The sequence below is a fragment of the Shewanella sp. Shew256 genome (assembly GCF_002196695.1).
GTDB lineage: Bacteria > Pseudomonadota > Gammaproteobacteria > Enterobacterales > Shewanellaceae > Shewanella > Shewanella mangrovisoli.
In genome coordinates, this window is the sequence record NZ_NAJR01000001.1 from 170,276 (window position 1) to 185,522 (window position 15,247).

12 protein-coding genes are annotated in these 15,247 nt (G+C 47.1%); 7 read left to right on the forward strand and 5 right to left on the reverse strand.

What is annotated here, in order from left to right; all coding sequences use genetic code 11:
- Positions 1-49: 49 nt before the first annotated feature.
- Entirely contained in the window at positions 50-1,240 is a 1,191-nt protein-coding gene (locus B5P39_RS00760; protein WP_088210093.1) for an MFS transporter, read from the forward strand.
- Positions 1,215-2,180 carry an HTH-type transcriptional regulator YidZ gene (gene yidZ, locus B5P39_RS00765; RefSeq protein WP_088210094.1) on the forward strand — a complete coding sequence of 322 codons (966 nt, stop codon included), beginning with the start codon at positions 1,215-1,217 and terminating at the stop codon, positions 2,178-2,180. Before B5P39_RS00760 ends, yidZ begins: the two co-directional genes overlap by 26 nt.
- 70 nt (positions 2,181-2,250) lie before the next feature.
- Here the strand turns inward: yidZ and B5P39_RS24855 are convergent, their stop codons facing one another.
- Complete coding sequence (locus B5P39_RS24855) at positions 2,251-2,382, reverse strand: hypothetical protein (RefSeq protein ID WP_254915663.1); 132 nt, start codon at positions 2,380-2,382, stop codon at positions 2,251-2,253.
- A 251-nt stretch (positions 2,383-2,633) separates the two neighbouring features.
- Between B5P39_RS24855 and B5P39_RS00770 the strand changes: the two genes are divergently transcribed.
- The gene (locus B5P39_RS00770; RefSeq protein WP_088210095.1) at positions 2,634-4,007 is read left to right on the forward strand and encodes a DUF4397 domain-containing protein; all 1,374 of its coding nucleotides are present in this window, start codon (positions 2,634-2,636) and stop codon (positions 4,005-4,007) included.
- Positions 4,008-4,082: 75 nt separating this feature from the next.
- On the opposite strand, the gene B5P39_RS00775 is transcribed toward B5P39_RS00770, so the two are convergent.
- Positions 4,083-5,507 (reverse strand): LysM peptidoglycan-binding domain-containing protein, encoded by a 1,425-nt coding sequence (locus B5P39_RS00775; protein WP_088210096.1) that lies wholly within the window; start codon positions 5,505-5,507, stop codon positions 4,083-4,085.
- A 168-nt stretch (positions 5,508-5,675) separates the two neighbouring features.
- Between B5P39_RS00775 and B5P39_RS00780 the strand changes: the two genes are divergently transcribed.
- The 4 genes from B5P39_RS00780 (at position 5,676) to B5P39_RS00795 (ending at position 10,800) form a co-directional block, all read left to right on the forward strand.
- A complete protein-coding gene (locus B5P39_RS00780; protein ID WP_088210097.1) occupies positions 5,676-7,034 on the forward strand; it encodes a leucine-rich repeat-containing protein kinase family protein in 1,359 nt (452 codons plus the stop codon).
- A gap of 93 nt (positions 7,035-7,127) precedes the next feature.
- Positions 7,128-8,900: a sel1 repeat family protein gene (locus B5P39_RS00785; RefSeq protein ID WP_088210098.1), complete on the forward strand. Its 1,773-nt coding sequence runs from the start codon at positions 7,128-7,130 to the stop codon at positions 8,898-8,900.
- A gap of 175 nt (positions 8,901-9,075) precedes the next feature.
- Positions 9,076-10,074, forward strand: a complete 999-nt coding sequence (locus B5P39_RS00790; RefSeq protein ID WP_088210099.1) for an NAD(P)H-quinone oxidoreductase — start codon at positions 9,076-9,078, stop codon at positions 10,072-10,074.
- A gap of 321 nt (positions 10,075-10,395) precedes the next feature.
- Positions 10,396-10,800 carry a hypothetical protein gene (locus tag B5P39_RS00795; protein WP_088210100.1) on the forward strand — a complete coding sequence of 135 codons (405 nt, stop codon included), beginning with the start codon at positions 10,396-10,398 and terminating at the stop codon, positions 10,798-10,800.
- A 101-nt stretch (positions 10,801-10,901) separates the two neighbouring features.
- On the opposite strand, the gene B5P39_RS00800 is transcribed toward B5P39_RS00795, so the two are convergent.
- The 3 genes from B5P39_RS00800 to B5P39_RS00810 all read right to left on the reverse strand — a co-directional run bounded on the left by B5P39_RS00800 (position 10,902) and on the right by B5P39_RS00810 (position 15,140).
- Positions 10,902-11,933 (reverse strand): aldose epimerase family protein, encoded by a 1,032-nt coding sequence (locus tag B5P39_RS00800; RefSeq protein ID WP_055647538.1) that lies wholly within the window; start codon positions 11,931-11,933, stop codon positions 10,902-10,904.
- A 122-nt stretch (positions 11,934-12,055) separates the two neighbouring features.
- Positions 12,056-13,201: a galactokinase gene (galK, locus tag B5P39_RS00805; protein ID WP_055647537.1), complete on the reverse strand. Its 1,146-nt coding sequence runs from the start codon at positions 13,199-13,201 to the stop codon at positions 12,056-12,058.
- 298 nt (positions 13,202-13,499) lie between these two features.
- On the reverse strand, positions 13,500-15,140 hold the full coding sequence (locus tag B5P39_RS00810) for a cation:proton antiporter family protein (RefSeq protein WP_088210101.1): 1,641 nt from the start codon (positions 15,138-15,140) through the stop codon (positions 13,500-13,502).
- Positions 15,141-15,247 lie beyond the last annotated feature (107 nt).

Sequence of the window (15,247 nt, forward strand, 5' to 3'; positions counted from 1 at the left end):
GCCGCGCTCATATTAGGCTAAACGCAACTTTTTGCAGGGTGTTCATGTCATGTTTCGATATCTTTTATGTTGCTTTGGTTTAGTCCTAATGTACCCGACAGGGATAGATATGTACTTGGTGGGATTGCCACAAATCGCCAATCAACTTGGGGCAACTGAGGCGCAGCTGCACATTGCGTTTTCTGTGTATCTTGCGGGCATGGCGACGACTATGCTGTTTGCGGGCAGTTTAGCAGATAGGATTGGGCGTAAACCTATCACGCTCTTTGGTGCCTTACTGTTTGCGTTAGCCTCCTATTTTGCGGCGCGCTCGCAAAGCAGTGACCTGTTTTTAGTCGCTCGCTTTGTGCAAGGAGTCGGGGCGGGGTGTTGTTATGTTGTCGCGTTTGCGATTTTGCGTGATGTCTTAGACGATAAGCGCCGCGCTAAAGTGCTCTCAATGGTGAATGGCGTGACCTGCATTATCCCTGTGATCGCGCCTGTAATTGGGCATTTGATCATGCTTAGGTTTCCATGGCCGAGTTTGTTTTACACTATGGCGGTAATGGGATTGCTGGTGTTTGGACTATGTCTGTTCGTCTTGCGTGAGACTTATTCTAAAGCGTCATTTCACAGTCAAACTTTGCCTAGAGTACAAACTGAATCCTTTAAACAAGGCTTTTTTATCAGCCGCGTGGTCATAACGACCTTAGGCGTAACCACGATTTTAAGCTATGTGAATGTGTCTCCCATGCTGATTATGGGGCAGATGGGGTTTGACCGAGGTCAATATTCCAACACTATGGCGATGACTGCATTGGTAAGTATGCTGGCCTCATTTTCGATGCCCTTTTTGCTTAACCAGTTTAAAGAAAAATCGCTAATTTTGTTCTCTCAGACATTATTTGCCGCAGCAGCGCTGGTATTCATCTTGACCCAATTGGGCTGGTTGGGTCAGTTATTCAATCTGCTCGGTTTTGGTTTGGTATGTTCAGGGTTTGCGATTGGATTTGGGGTGACCATGAGTCAGGCGCTCAGTCCATTTGTGGCGCGGGCAGGGGTGGCTAGCTCATTACTGGGGATAGCCCAAGTCTGTACTTCGGCCTTGTATATTTGGGTGATGGGGCTGCTCGAAGTGAGTGCGATTAATATATTATTAGCTATCCTCGCCGTTGGAGCGCTGATAAGTATCACGCTAATGTTAGCTGTGCCTAAATTGTCGGAAATGGTAGCGAATGAGCAAATCCCTGAGTCGGCTTGACCTCAATCTGTTGTTTACTTTTCAGTTGTTATCGCAGGAGCGGAGCGTATCTAAGGCCGCCAAAAAGCTCAATGTGACGCCATCGACCGTGAGTAAATCGTTGGCGAAGTTGCGCGATTGGTTTGACGATCCGTTATTCATTAAAACGCCTCAAGGATTGCAGCTCACACCATTAGCCCAAAGCATGGAGCAGGACTTAGCCGATTGGTTGCAAATGGGCAAACAGCTCATGGGTAAGCGCGGGGATGATATGGCGAAAGGGCTCAGCTTCGAGCTGATGCTTGAGTCTCCTTTGTCGCTCATTATGCTTAATCAGTTAACGCAGGCCATTTACCTGCACTACCCAGATGCAAAAGTGAAGGTGCGTAATTGGGATTATGATTCACTCGAGGCCATCATTCGCGGTGAGGCCGATATGGGGTTTACCGGTCGAGAGAGTCATCCCCGCTCGAAGGAATCCCTTGATTTATTGCCTTATTTTATTGATTTTGAGGTTTTATTTACCGATATCCCTCGGGTGTACTTACGCCGCGATCATCCCGCTTTACAAGAAGAGTGGAACATAGATACTTTTCTTAAATATCCGCATATCAATATCTTGTGGGAAAAGAGTGAAACCTGGGCCTTGGATGATGTACTTATCGAACTTGGGTTAACTCGCAATATAGTGCTGACCTTAGCCAGTTTTGAGCAGTCACTGTTTGTCGCGGCAGAGCCTCACCACAGCATGATGGCGGTAGCGCCGCAATATTGTGAGCAATATGCTCGTCAATTACACCCTGATTTAGTGAGTCGCCCGATCCCGATAAGTGGCGAATATCTTGATAAACTCGCCATTCCTTTTACCTTAATTTGGCATAAGAGAAACAGCCATAACCCCAAAATCACTTGGCTGCGAAACAGGATAAAAGCCATTTTTCAGCCACAGACGCAGAATTAAAGCTGATATTTACCGTGTTTACTTTATTGAGCAATGTCTAACTGCTGGCACAAAGGTTGTTTGGAGAGCATTAATTGTTGGTGCCGCTGACGGGGATAAATTCTATCTCGGTATGCTGCAGGCGTTTATAGATATCAATATCGAAAGTTCGCCGACGGCCCTGATTGTCGGTTAAATATTGCTCAGTAGTGGCTAGTATCACAGCATATTCAATTCACATGCTTAAACAACATAGGCTCATCAGACGATACCGCCTTTGTCTTCAATCTTATTTGTATCAATTAAACGCCTAAAAAATGTGATTTGTATCAACTTTGGCGTTGTTGCTGAAATGTTTGTTAAGTTATTGAGTTTGTGAAATATTTGTTTTTGTTTTGAGTGGAAATTGCCATTGTTGTCATTGTATAACTGCGTAGACTGAACTGAATTTTTTGTCTGCTAATGAGGGATACGATGCTTAACAATAAACTAAAAGGATTCGCGGTTTTGACTTTCGCCTGTTTGGGCGTGACCGCTTGTGGTGGCTCCGATAATAAAAAGGATGAGGACACCTCGAAGACCGATACCTATGTGCAATTTTACAATGCTTCGGCTGGAAGTACGGCTACCGCACTGAAGATTGGTGATAAAACCTATGAGAGCGTGAGCTACGCCGATGCGATGCCAAGGTTCACTTCAACGCCAGGCGTCAGTGCCGTCGAGGTGATGGGTAAAGATGCGTCGAACAAAGATATCTCGCTCTATAAAGAGGATATCGATTTAAAAACCGCGACAGACCATTTCTTTGTCTTGCATGGGGATTTTGCCTCGCCATCGCTGCTGAATATTAATTACTCCCGCACTGAGTTAGATAAGCAAAACGCCGAAGCGGACAAGAGTAAAATGCAATTATTGATCGCCCATACGGCGATGAATGCGCCCGCCTACGATGCCTATATTGCCAAAGCCGATCAAAGCTTTGCCGATGCGGTGATGCTTGGTAGTGTCTCCTACGGTGAGGTCTCAACCCCGCAGATTTTGGACACTGGGGATTACAAGGTTTACCTCGCTCCCGCGGGAACCACTAATGTGAGCTACACCACGGCAAGCATTAACTTTAAGACTAAGGTGCCCTATAAGTTGATTTTAAGGGAAAGCTTTGGTGCTTCGAATGCCAAAATCAGCTTAGATAGCGTCGATTCGACCACCAATGTGCGTAATCATGTTGCCCTCGAAAGCAGCGTCGATTTTAGGGTATTCAATGGTTTGGCAACGCACAATGTCGATGTCAAAGTGGTGAGCAATAAACAAGAAGCCCTATTTAGCAATGTGGCACCCTTTGGCGTGACTGCTTATCAAGGCGCTGAGTTTAATGACTTTGGCGTGAGCGTTTTTGACCATACTAGCCAAGCTAAATTGCTCGACAATGTGTTGATTACCCTTAATCAGGACGATATCAAAACCATCTTCATCTATGAGCAAACTACCGAAGAAGGTAGCCAAGTGAAGGCGATGGAGATGAAGCAAACGCAAACGCCGAGTCCCTACAGCTTTAAGTTTGATATCGTCAGTTTTGCCGACAAGAGTAACCTGACGTTGTACTTCTTAAAGGCGAACGACACCATCGAAACTGCAGCCTATAAGATCAGTGCGGTTAATCCAACGGCGCCACAGTCGTTAGTGGTGCCAAAAGGTGAGTATTCTATCAAGGTGATCGCGGTGGAAAATGGCACTAAAACCGTGGTTTATGCATCAGAGATGATGGATTTTAATAACGAAGATAATGTTACTATGGTGCTGAATAAGGACGCTTCAACCAGCTTTGGCTATAACCTCGTTAAGCTTTAATCGCTTAGGCTGGGTTCAATAAATTGGGCAATAAAAAAGCACTACCTTGGTAGTGCTTTTTCGTATTATGCGGCGTTATTCCGACAGTTTTAGCTCTTGGCCAGGCTTAATAATGCTCTTGGCATTCAGTTGGTTCCACTTCATTAAATCCGCGAGTTTCACTTTGTTTTTACGCGCGATTTTATCTAACGAGTCACCGGACTTCACCTTGTATGTGCTGGCTTTCACGGCTGGCTTATCTGCGGTTTTACTGCTGGTTTTAGCCTTCGCCGATTGAGACGTTGTTTGAGCTTTGCTCTGTTTTGGTGTTTCGGTCGAGGCGTTATCTTCGCTGCTCATCGGCGTTAACAGGGTTAACTCTTGGCCGATTTTAATTCTATCGGAGCTGAGGTTGTTTGCCTGCTTTAACTCTTTGACTGAAATGTCAAATTTCGCGGCAATTGTACCTAGGCTATCGCCGGATTTCACAATATAGCTCTGGCTGTCGTAACGTTTTTGCGCGGACAGCTGGTGCTGATTCTCTTGATATTGGCCGATGTTTTCAATCGGCAGGGCGATTTGGTATTTTCCCTTACTTGGGATCACGCTTTGACGATAACCTGGGTTATAGGTTTTAAACTCCGCCTTAGTGATCCCTGCGGCATTGGCGATTTGGCTTATTTCAACGCCATTGGGAGCAGGTAAACGCTCTAGAAATGGGCGATTGGCAATCGGCATCACCTTGAGATTGTAATGGCTTGGGGCGCGGATAATTTGGATAAATGCCAGCCATTTAGGTACGGTTTGTACTTGGCGAGCTGGAATATTCAGCGACCAGAAATCCGTGGGTTTGCCCTTAGCTTTGTTTCTATCGATAGCGGCTTTGATCACTAGCTCGCCACTGTTATAACCAGCAACGGCGTTGATCCAGTCGTTACCTAAGGTGTCGTGCAAGTGCTGTAAATAGTCGAGTACGGCATCGGTCGAGGCCAGTGCATCTTTACGGCCATCGTAGGCCGAGTTGATGGTGAGACCAAAATTACGTCCCGTGGCAGGGATCATTTGCCAGAGTCCTGCTGGACCATTTGCCTGAGCAAGTGGGTTATAGCCACTTTCGACAATTGGCAGGAGTGCCAGTTCGAGTGGCATATTACGGGCTTCGAGCTGGCTGACAATATAGTATAAAAATGGCTCTGCGCGCTGGGTCACCTGAGTCATAAACTTTTGCTTATCATCGAAAAAGTTACGCTGCTTGCGGACTTCGGCATCGTCATGCACATCAATGGTGCGTGCGTGTTGGATTTTTTCCCACACATCGGTATAGCGCTCGTCGATAACGTCCTTTTCAACATGCTGAGGTTGTGTAATGTGTTCGCTATTGCCTTCGGCTTCTGGCAAGGCTGCGGCGTATTCCGTAGGCGAAGTTTGCGCCGACGTGGTTGCGCAGCCGCTGAGCTGGCCCATGAAGATGGCGACCACGAGTGCAGCTAAGGCAGTGGGTTGGCGAAAGGTTTTCCGCATGATTGTCCTGTAATCTGTGATGACTTGGTATTCCATGATTTGGCACATGCTAATCTGTTTTCGCATTTGTGAATAGCTTTGCTGGAAATTTGACCACCTAGGTCACATTTAGATTTAGCCTCAAATGGGCTAAGATAGCGGTGATTTTTCATAGCAGTGGATTACAGAGTGCAGACGTTAGCGCAGTTAAAAGCGGGACAATTACAAGGGATTACTCGTTTACAATTGGTTGAAAACTTAACCGAATTTCCGCGGGAGATCTTCGACTTAGCCGATACGCTTGAGATCCTCGACTTATCCAATAACCAGCTTAGTTCACTGCCCGAAGATTTACCTCGCTTAACCCATTTGAAGATTTTGTTTGCTTCCAATAACCGCTTTGAAGTGCTGCCAGAGGTGTTAGGCCAGTGTCCGAAACTGGAGATGATCGGCTTTAAAGCCAATCAAATTCATTCGGTACCTGAGGCCTCATTACCCTTGCATACCCGTTGGTTGATCTTAACGGATAACCAAATTACCGCCTTGCCGGAACGTATGGGGCAGTTGCATCGTCTGCAAAAATTAGCCTTAGCGGGCAATCGCTTAACTTCGCTGCCAGCATCCATGGCCCAATGCCATAACTTAGAGTTAGTGCGTTTGTCGGCAAATGCCTTAGCCGCGCTGCCGAGTTGGTTGCTTAAGCTACCCAAACTTACTTGGCTGGCGTTTGCGGGTAATCCCTTTAGTCATACGCTGGTCGATCCCCATGCCGATGTGGCCAGTGTGCCCAATGTGACGCTAGCGGACATTGAACTCGGAGAAAAACTCGGTGAAGGTGCTTCCGGTATTATTTACCAAGGACGTTGGTTAAATCCTGCAATGGTGGCTGCCACTGGGAGCGAGCATATTGCTGTTAAGTTATTTAAGGGGGAGGTGACCAGTGACGGTTATCCTGCCGATGAATTGGATTGTTGTTTAACCACGGGTGAGCATCCAAATCTTATCAAGGTCTTAGCGCATATCAGCCAACAGGATCAGCTAGGGCTAGTGATGGCGTTAATTCCCCAAGGATTTTATAACTTAGGTTTACCGCCTTCCCTTGAAACCTGCACCCGCGATACCTTTAAGGCGGGGACCGAATTCTGCCTTAAGGACATAGTTAAGATAGCCTTGCAGTTGGCCGAGACTCTCGCGCATATGCACGCCCAGCATATCAGCCATGGGGATGTGTATGCGCACAATATGATGATTAATCAACAAATGTCACTGCTGTTCGGTGACTTCGGTGCCGCCTCAAACTTAGCAAAATTATCTACATCGGAGCGTAGTGCCATGCAAGCCATTGAGGTGCGGGCCCTAGGCTGTTTGATTGATGACTTATTGCCCTTTGCTGGCGCCGATAGAGCCGATAGAGCCTACGCGCTGCGAGTTCAACTGCGGCAGTTAACAGAGCTATGTATGCAACCTGAGTTATCTTGCCGTCCAGCTTTTAGCGATATCGCGAAGTTATTAGCCAGATTGTGGCAAGCTCAAGCATGCGAAGTGTAGGAAAACTCAAGGGGTGGTTCCATTGGTGAAAACCGATGCAGGGACATTACAGCAAGAGCGACTTAATCTCATCAGCAATGGAGAGCTGGCATTATGAGTTCGATTTCAAAACTGTTTTGGCTAAGCCTATGCTTAAGCGCGTTGCTCTCTGTATCTGTTTGGTTGGGATTTTCGGATAAGTTATGGCAGCAGGAATTGCCCGCCGACCAAACTACGCCGCCCAACACAGCGCAGCGTTTCGAGTTTACAGGGACTTTACCCGCCCACACTCAGCTCGAATTAGTGGGTTATTACACTTCCTCCGTGTGTACCCGCAAAGAAATCCGTTTTCCGAGTGGTATTGCTAACCCCTATCGCGCTACGCTGAATAAGAGTTCGGTTCTGCGACAATCCCTCGATACGACCGGTAATACCAAGCTTTTCAGCCTGACTTTAGCCCTGCAAGGCGGTGGAGATTGCGATTGGCAATTGGAGGATTTAGTCCTCGACCTGACCCTGCTGCCAAGTCATCCCATCTGGCAAAAGGTTAAGTCATTAAAAGATGACTATTTACATACGTCACCGCTATTAACATCGGGCGAACCCGCGACCAAAGCCTCACCCCATGATGGGTTTTATTTGAGTCAGGAGCTGACCATCGAGCCCGTGCTTGCTGGCAGCGAAGAGGATACCAATCTGGTTGCGGGATTGCCGCTTAGCCTCAATCCCGTGTATTACCCTGTAGTGATTTACAGCCCTAAGACCGATAGCCCCTTTGAGGTGAAGCTTAAGAGTAATCTGCAGTCGAGCAGCCGTTTATGGTCGAGCACTGTGACGCAAATGGTGCGTTTCGATAAGGAGGTCGTGCTGCGGGTGCAGTTTAATCCTGAAATTCTATCTGATTATCAAGTGAATGTGTGGCGACAGCCTGAGCAGATCTCGGTTCATTATCCCGATGGCACTGAGTATCGTTATCCACGTGGGGATGTGCACCTCTATGCCTATGGTAAGCCTGAATCTATGCTCAATACCTTAAGCACAAGCACCAAGGCCGAAGATAAGCGATTGTTAGCACAAATTTATTGGGCAGGTAATGCGCTGGCGAAGGATGAAGAAAAAGCGCGCAAATTCTACCGAGAGGCGGCCGAGGGCGATGACTTGATTGCTATTCAGTGGATGCAATCACAGGCAGCCTATGCGGGCGAGGTTGAGCAGAGCCGTTATTGGCTACAACGCGCGGCAAGGCTTGGAAATATGGAAGCTAAACTGGAGCTTATTCGTCAACCACTTGAGATTATCCTGCGTGGTAAATTGAATACAGCCGAAGCAAAAAGCGCGGAAGTTAAGGCTTGGGAACAATTAAATGTATTAGTTAATCAAGGGATACCCGAGGCCATAAGTATGATGGCGCTGTACCAAGCATTGCCTTGGTCGCCCTACCATGATGCAACGGCTGCATTAACTCACTATCGTATGAGTGTGCAGGCTGATCCGGCCTTAGCCCATAGCGCGGCCAGTGATTACTATTATTTGCTCGAGGATTTTGCGCAAAGTCAGGAGTTTTGGCTGATTGCCGCCGAGCGCGATCTCTATGTCGCCGCCGAGTATGCGGATATTCTGTTGAAACCCGATACACGCGATGCGTACCAAGCGCGTATCTGGCTCGAAAAAGTGGTTTTGCAGGGTGATAAACAAGGCATGCAGCGGGACGTGTTGGGTCGTGCCTATTTTCAGCTTGCGAGCCTACTCGATGTGGGCGAAGGGGGTAGCGTTGAGCCAGAGCGTGCCCTTGCGCTCTATCAGCACAGCATTGAACTGGCCAAATCCTTTACGAATGATTACGAAGCTAAGGCCAAGGCTAGAGTACAAGCGCTTGAAAAGCTTTGAGAGTCATGTCTGTTTTAGTGTTTGAACTTGGGATAGTCTAGCACTATCGAAGCTTTGATTATCGTTTATCCCCATGTCCAGCTATGCCTGAAATGGCCGCTAACCCGTGCAATCTAGACTACTTTGTTAGCGGCAGTATTCTATTCTATCGATAAGACCCGACTAGGAGCCCGTTATGTCCGAATTACCCCATGATTACACGCATATTTATCTTGAGCAGCCCGGTGAGCCGGAGGTGATGCAGCTGACACGCTCTCCATTGCCCGTGCCGAGCGCTGGCCAAGTCTTAATTCGTAACCGCGCCGCCGGGGTGAATGGACCCGATATCAAACAAAGGATGGGAGTGTATCCGCCACCACCTGGGGCATCGCCGATTATTGGACTGGAAGTCGCAGGGGAAATCTGTGCCTTAGGCGACGGCGTGACCCAATGGCAGCTGGGGGATAAGGTTTGCGCCTTAGTGCCCGGCGGCGGCTATGGCGAGTACACTTTAACCTATGCCGAGCATTGTTTACCTATCCCACAGGGCTTTTCTGAGGTGCAAGCGGCGGCGCTGCCCGAAACCTTTTTCACCGTGTGGGGCAACCTCTTTATGCGCGCGGGACTCAAGGCGGGTGAAACCGTGTTGATCCACGGCGGTTCTGGTGGCATTGGCAGCACGGCGATTTCCCTCGCTAAGCACCTTGGTGCGACCGTGATTGCGACTACGGGACAAGATGCCAAGCGCGACTATTGCGCCGGATTAGGTGCCCATCTTGTCGTCAATTACAACACTCAGAATTTTGTCGAAGAAATCATGAGCTTTACGCAGGGTAAAGGCGTTAATGTGGTATTTGATATCGCGGGTGGCGATTTTATTAACCTCAATTTGCAAGCACTCGCGTTGGATGGACGTATGGTGTCGGTTTCAACTCAACGTAGTCCTAAAGCTGAGGTTAATATTCTCCAGCTGATGGCTAAGCGAATTGTCTGGACAGGTTCAACCCTAAGACCACAAACGGTTGAAGCCAAAGCTGAAATCGCAAGGCAATTACACGAACGTGTTTGGCCATTACTTGATAGCCAGCAAATCGTGCCACATATTTTTGCAACGTACCCATTGAACGATGCGCCTAAGGCCCATAGATTAATGCAGTCGGGCGAACATAGGGGCAAAGTGGTATTAACATTTTGAATTAACTCAGCTACAAGCTGTAACCTCTTATCGCTTCAATAATTTAATGGTTATAGGTGCATAATTAAAACTTGATGTGATGTTTTTTTAGACTAAAGTCGTTAGTGACAAATTTTTTTAGAGACTTTGGCCGAAATTAATGCGTAATAAGTGAAAATTTCATGGTTTGAGGCATTGATTATCGAAAATATTCTGTAAAAATACCCAGTTGAAAACGTCAGAGACTTTCCGGCGCTATTCGTGGATCAAAGCAAGCGTCGCTTCGCTTATTCAGACTAAAAAACTCATAGTGTATGTGTTGATTTAAGGGTATTGGCATATATGTATAACACAGCAAAGAAACAGGTTTGGTATGGTGAGCTGAGAACATCGAAGGGCAATGCGATTGTCGTCCACGACAACCAGCTGCCAGAGGCTTCCCCTGGACGAATTTACCTCTACAATACCGACCGTGATGCCATTGTTGAGTATGTAGAAGACATAGTAAAAGTGAACCTATACGACTTAGATGAGGCCGCATTAAAAGCTGCTGAGGCTAAGTTTAGCGTTGCATGGAAAGCGGCTCGCGCTCAATTTATGAGCAAGCATCAAGCTCGTATTGATCTGAACAACGTTAAGGATTCTGGCCCAGTACGTAAGGCTAAACCTGAGGTTGAGCCTGAAATCGAAACCGATGCAATTGGTGCTGATTTCGATGAAGATTGGGGCGATGATTTCGACGATTAATATCCAATTTGCTTCGGCAACATTGGATAAAGGTAAGGAATGAAACGACTTTATTCCTTACCAGCCTTTCTTTTTAATTCCTACAGATGCTCATTTCAACTTTAGTCAACAATATCAAATTGATATCGACTAATATGATGATAGATTTTCCCTGGTACTAACCAGGCATCATCACCCAATTGCGGTTGATTGGGCGAGTCAGGCAGCTTTTGCGGTTCAATACACACGCCCTGATGTTGGTGCAAACTTTGTTGGTTTCGTCCCACGGTTCCCGCTAAAAAGTTAGCGCAGTAGAGTTGTACGCTAGGCTGATTGGTAAATACCGTCATGGCGCGGCCGCTGACAGGACTGCTTAAACAACCAAAGCGGCGTAGTGAACCATCGGGGTTATCCATCAAATAGCAATGATCATAACCTTGGGTGCTTGTTAGTTCGGGAGCGTGAAGTTTTTCGCCAAGGGAAACACTTTGAGTTAAATCGAAAATACTATCTTTAACCTCAGCAATTCCTGTCGGGATGCCGACTTCATTCATCGTCAAATAGCGTGTCGCATCGATTTGCATCTGGTGCTGATAATTATTGCTCGTACCATCCAGATTAAAATAGCTGTGCTGCGTTAGGCTCACCGGACAAGGTTTATCTACGGAGGCCAGCATTTCTACATAGAGATTATTGGCGGCAAGGCGATAGTCTAATTGCACCGTGCAATTACCGGGGAAGCCCATATCGCCATCTGGACTCACTAAGGTTAATCTTACCCCATCGGGAAGCGGGCCTAAGTGCCAGTTCTTTCTGTTAAAACCTTCGCGGCCACCATGTAAGCAGTTGCTAGCCTGATTGATATCCAGTTGATAGGTTTGCCCCTGATATTGCAGCTTGCCAAGGGCGATACGATTGGCAAAGCGGCCTGCAATGGCGCCAAGGTGGGCATTTTGAGTCAGGTAATCTTCGGCACTGTCGCAGCCTAGAACGATATTGGCGCGCTCACCCTGTTTATCGGGCGTCCAAAGCGCGCGAATAATGCCGCCTAAACTGAGCACTTCCAAGGCGATGATGCCATTGTCTATCCGCACGCGTTCAATTTCGCTGCCGCGGGGATCGGTCCAAGGATCTAATACACTGAAACGCACCATTTAGTTTCCCTCATGTGTCATTTAACCGTTTGATTTTGCCTCTTAAAAATGACAAATACCACACAATTCATGGTTGAATTCGTATGGTATTAGTGGCGGAGTTAGCTGGTGCGATTAAGTGTTTAGCTGTCGATACGGCCCGCGCCAGCACTCGCTGAACAGAGATAAACGGTTGCGTCTATCCCTGTTTGCTCGAAAAATGTCTGTTCGACCGCAGAAACTACCGCATCGGTAAGCTCATGGTCGACGAGCGCGACCACGCAGCCATCGGTCATGCGTATGCCACCGCGTTCGCCAATCACTTGGCTAACAATATCCACCAAAGTGTCAAATTCCGGTAGTGTTACCTCAAAATCATCCCGCAATGATTGATGAGACTGAGCCATTAATAGGCTGAATTTAGAAATATTATTTTGCTCTAGTGCCCGAGCTGCACTCTGAGTGCGTTTATTCTCGGTGACTACGTGTTTGGCGCGGCGATAAAGGGTTTCATCCAATTTATCCTTGGCACTTTCAAGCTGACGCAGTTCAAGATGGCGCAGAGCGTCTAAACCAAAAAATTCGGCAGCTTGAGCGCATTCCTCACGTCGCTGCTGGCTAATCGCCGCTAATCGTTGTTTCTCAATATGCGCATCAATGATGATCAGGCTGAGATTCTCAGGGATTGCAATCGCTTCGCTATCAAGGTCAAGGCAGTCGATGAGCAGGGCATGATCCGGCTCGCCCATCGCGCAAACCATGTGATCCATAATGCTGCAAGCCGATGCGACGTACCGATATTCGCCACGTTGGGCCAATTGTGCCACTGCCATCGGTGAGAGATGCAATTGGCTGCTGTCACTAATGGCTGTGCCAAAGGCGACGACCAAGGCGCCAGAGGAAGATAATCCTGCTGCGAGCGGTACATCGCCTACCACGGCTAAATCTAAGCCCTTGGCAATGAGCCCTGTGTTGGCCATCGCCGCGGTGAACCCTTTTAAATAATTTACCCAACCGTCCTCGGGATGGATTTCGGTTTCTTTGCCGAAGGTCCATTCTTTAATTTGCCCGGGAAAGGCATCAGCAACGGCGCGAAACTTATTGTCTTCACGGCGTTTAACGGCAATCACCGTATGAAAATTAATGGCGGCAGGCAAAACAAAGCCGTCGTTGTAATCCGTGTATTCACCGATCAGATTTACTCGACCTGGGGCTTGATATAAATCATCGGCTTTAGTGCCAAAGGTTTGGACAAATAACTTGGTGGCGCGCTGCGCAGGGTTCGACATGCTGAGAAGACTTCCAAAAAAGCTGGGCTAATTTCGTTCTTGTCTTCGATTTATATCACGACTAAGTCGGCGATGTAACTGAGATTTTCTATGGCATTGACGATAAGCTTGTCAGAGAAAACCGATAGTCAAAAACGCCGCAATGTTTGAGCGTGTGTAAGTGCGTTAAGGTGATTGATTTTTAGTGGTTTTTATAGGTTTTATCGGGTGAGGTAATGACTCAGGTTAATCCCTTTCCTGAGTCATTTTTAGCCTAAATAGGATGAGTTTTATTCATGATAACAAACGTAAACACGCCTTAAACCGCGGCAGAATGTTGTTTGTTGTCATCGTCTACGTCGGCAACTGCCTTCATTTCAGAGTCTGGTAATAACTCATGAACTACATGGTCGACAAAACCCGCACCCGCCGCTTCGTATAGGTTGTAAACGCTATGCACACCAGAACTTCTGAGTGATGCAGCATCCTCACCATATTGTACGATTGCACTTAGTTTACCTTGATAATTCAGCTTTTTAAGTTGCTCAACGGCGAAGAGATTTCCCGCATGATGCGGCATTGCTAGCAGCACTAATTCAAGATTGGGCGCTTTATCAAGCTTCTCCCAAAAGTCGGTATCGGAAGCATCCCCTTGCACTACATTACGGCCTTTAGCGCGGTGTAAATCGACCAGGTCTTGCTTATGCTCAATCCCGAGGATCTCACCGTCGAACCGGGCACGCAGTTCATCGTAGGCTCCACTACCAATACGCCCCATCCCTAGGATTAAAAAGCGTGGATTACCAATGGCAATGGGGCGATCTTCTGGGTGCAATGGGCGTTTTTCTAACCTAACGAGTCGCTGTTGGAAGCGTTGGTAAATATTTCCGACCGTAGCATTGAGCGGCGCTGCTAATAAAAAGCTAAAGCTTAAGGCCACGGCAATAATCACCAACCATTGTGACGGTAGCCAGCCTTTGCTGGTGGCGACCGCAGCGACAATCAGACCAAACTCGGAGAAGTTACCTAGGTTAAAGGAACCTAACATCGAGGTGCGAGAACGTAATTTAAAGCGAGTAAGAATATAGACAAACAATAAGATTTTTAGCGGTACTAACAGTACTAATAATGTAGCCAGCACGATATCCGAAATCGTGGGTAAGCCATTGAGACCAATGGTTAAGAAGAAGGCGACAAGAAAGAGTTCTTTAAAATAGAACAATGATTTAGCCAGCTCAGAGGCTTTTTTATGTCCTGCGAGCAGAATACCAATAACTAATGCGCCGAGATCCGGTTTTAAGCCAACGGATTCAAATAACCAAGCGCCGACAACCAGTGCCATTACTAATCCAAATAGCACTAATAATTCACCGTGGCCAACACGGTCAAAGGCTTTATAAATCAGTGGTTTTGCCAGAGGTAATAACAATAACGCAAATGCCCACACTGAAGGCACATCGCCCTTAGAAATGGTTAAAAAGAGTACGGCAAAAATATCCTGCATAATCAGGATACCAATAGCAACACGGCCATACAGGGATTGCATATCCCCTTTATCTTCTAAGACCTTTACCGCAAAAACGGTACTGGAGAAGCTTAACGCAAATGCCAGTAAGGTTAACTGCTCAATCCCTAAACTGGTCAGTTGAGATAATCCTAATAACCCTAATATTTTGAGAATAGGGACGAATACTAGGATCGATAGCATCAAATGCACACTCGACCCCGCCCACACTTCAGCCTTAAATAGGCTACGAATATCGAGTTTTAAACCAATCGCAAACAGCAGTAGCGTAACCCCTAAATTGGCGAGTTCTTGCAGCAGTGGCAGGCTTTCTTTTTCAATACCTAATACAAAGAGTACAAAGCCCGCCACTAAGTAGCCGATGAGTGGGGGCAGTCCTATACGGCTAACGAGCATGCCGCAAATAAGGGTGATAATGAGGATAGCTGGTTCCATAATGCTCCAATCTAAAAAGTCCACGATAAACAAGGATTGTATAAGAAATCGATGACAGCGCGATAAAAAAGCGGACTTTTCATGAAAAAAGTCCGCTTTTTGTTGAT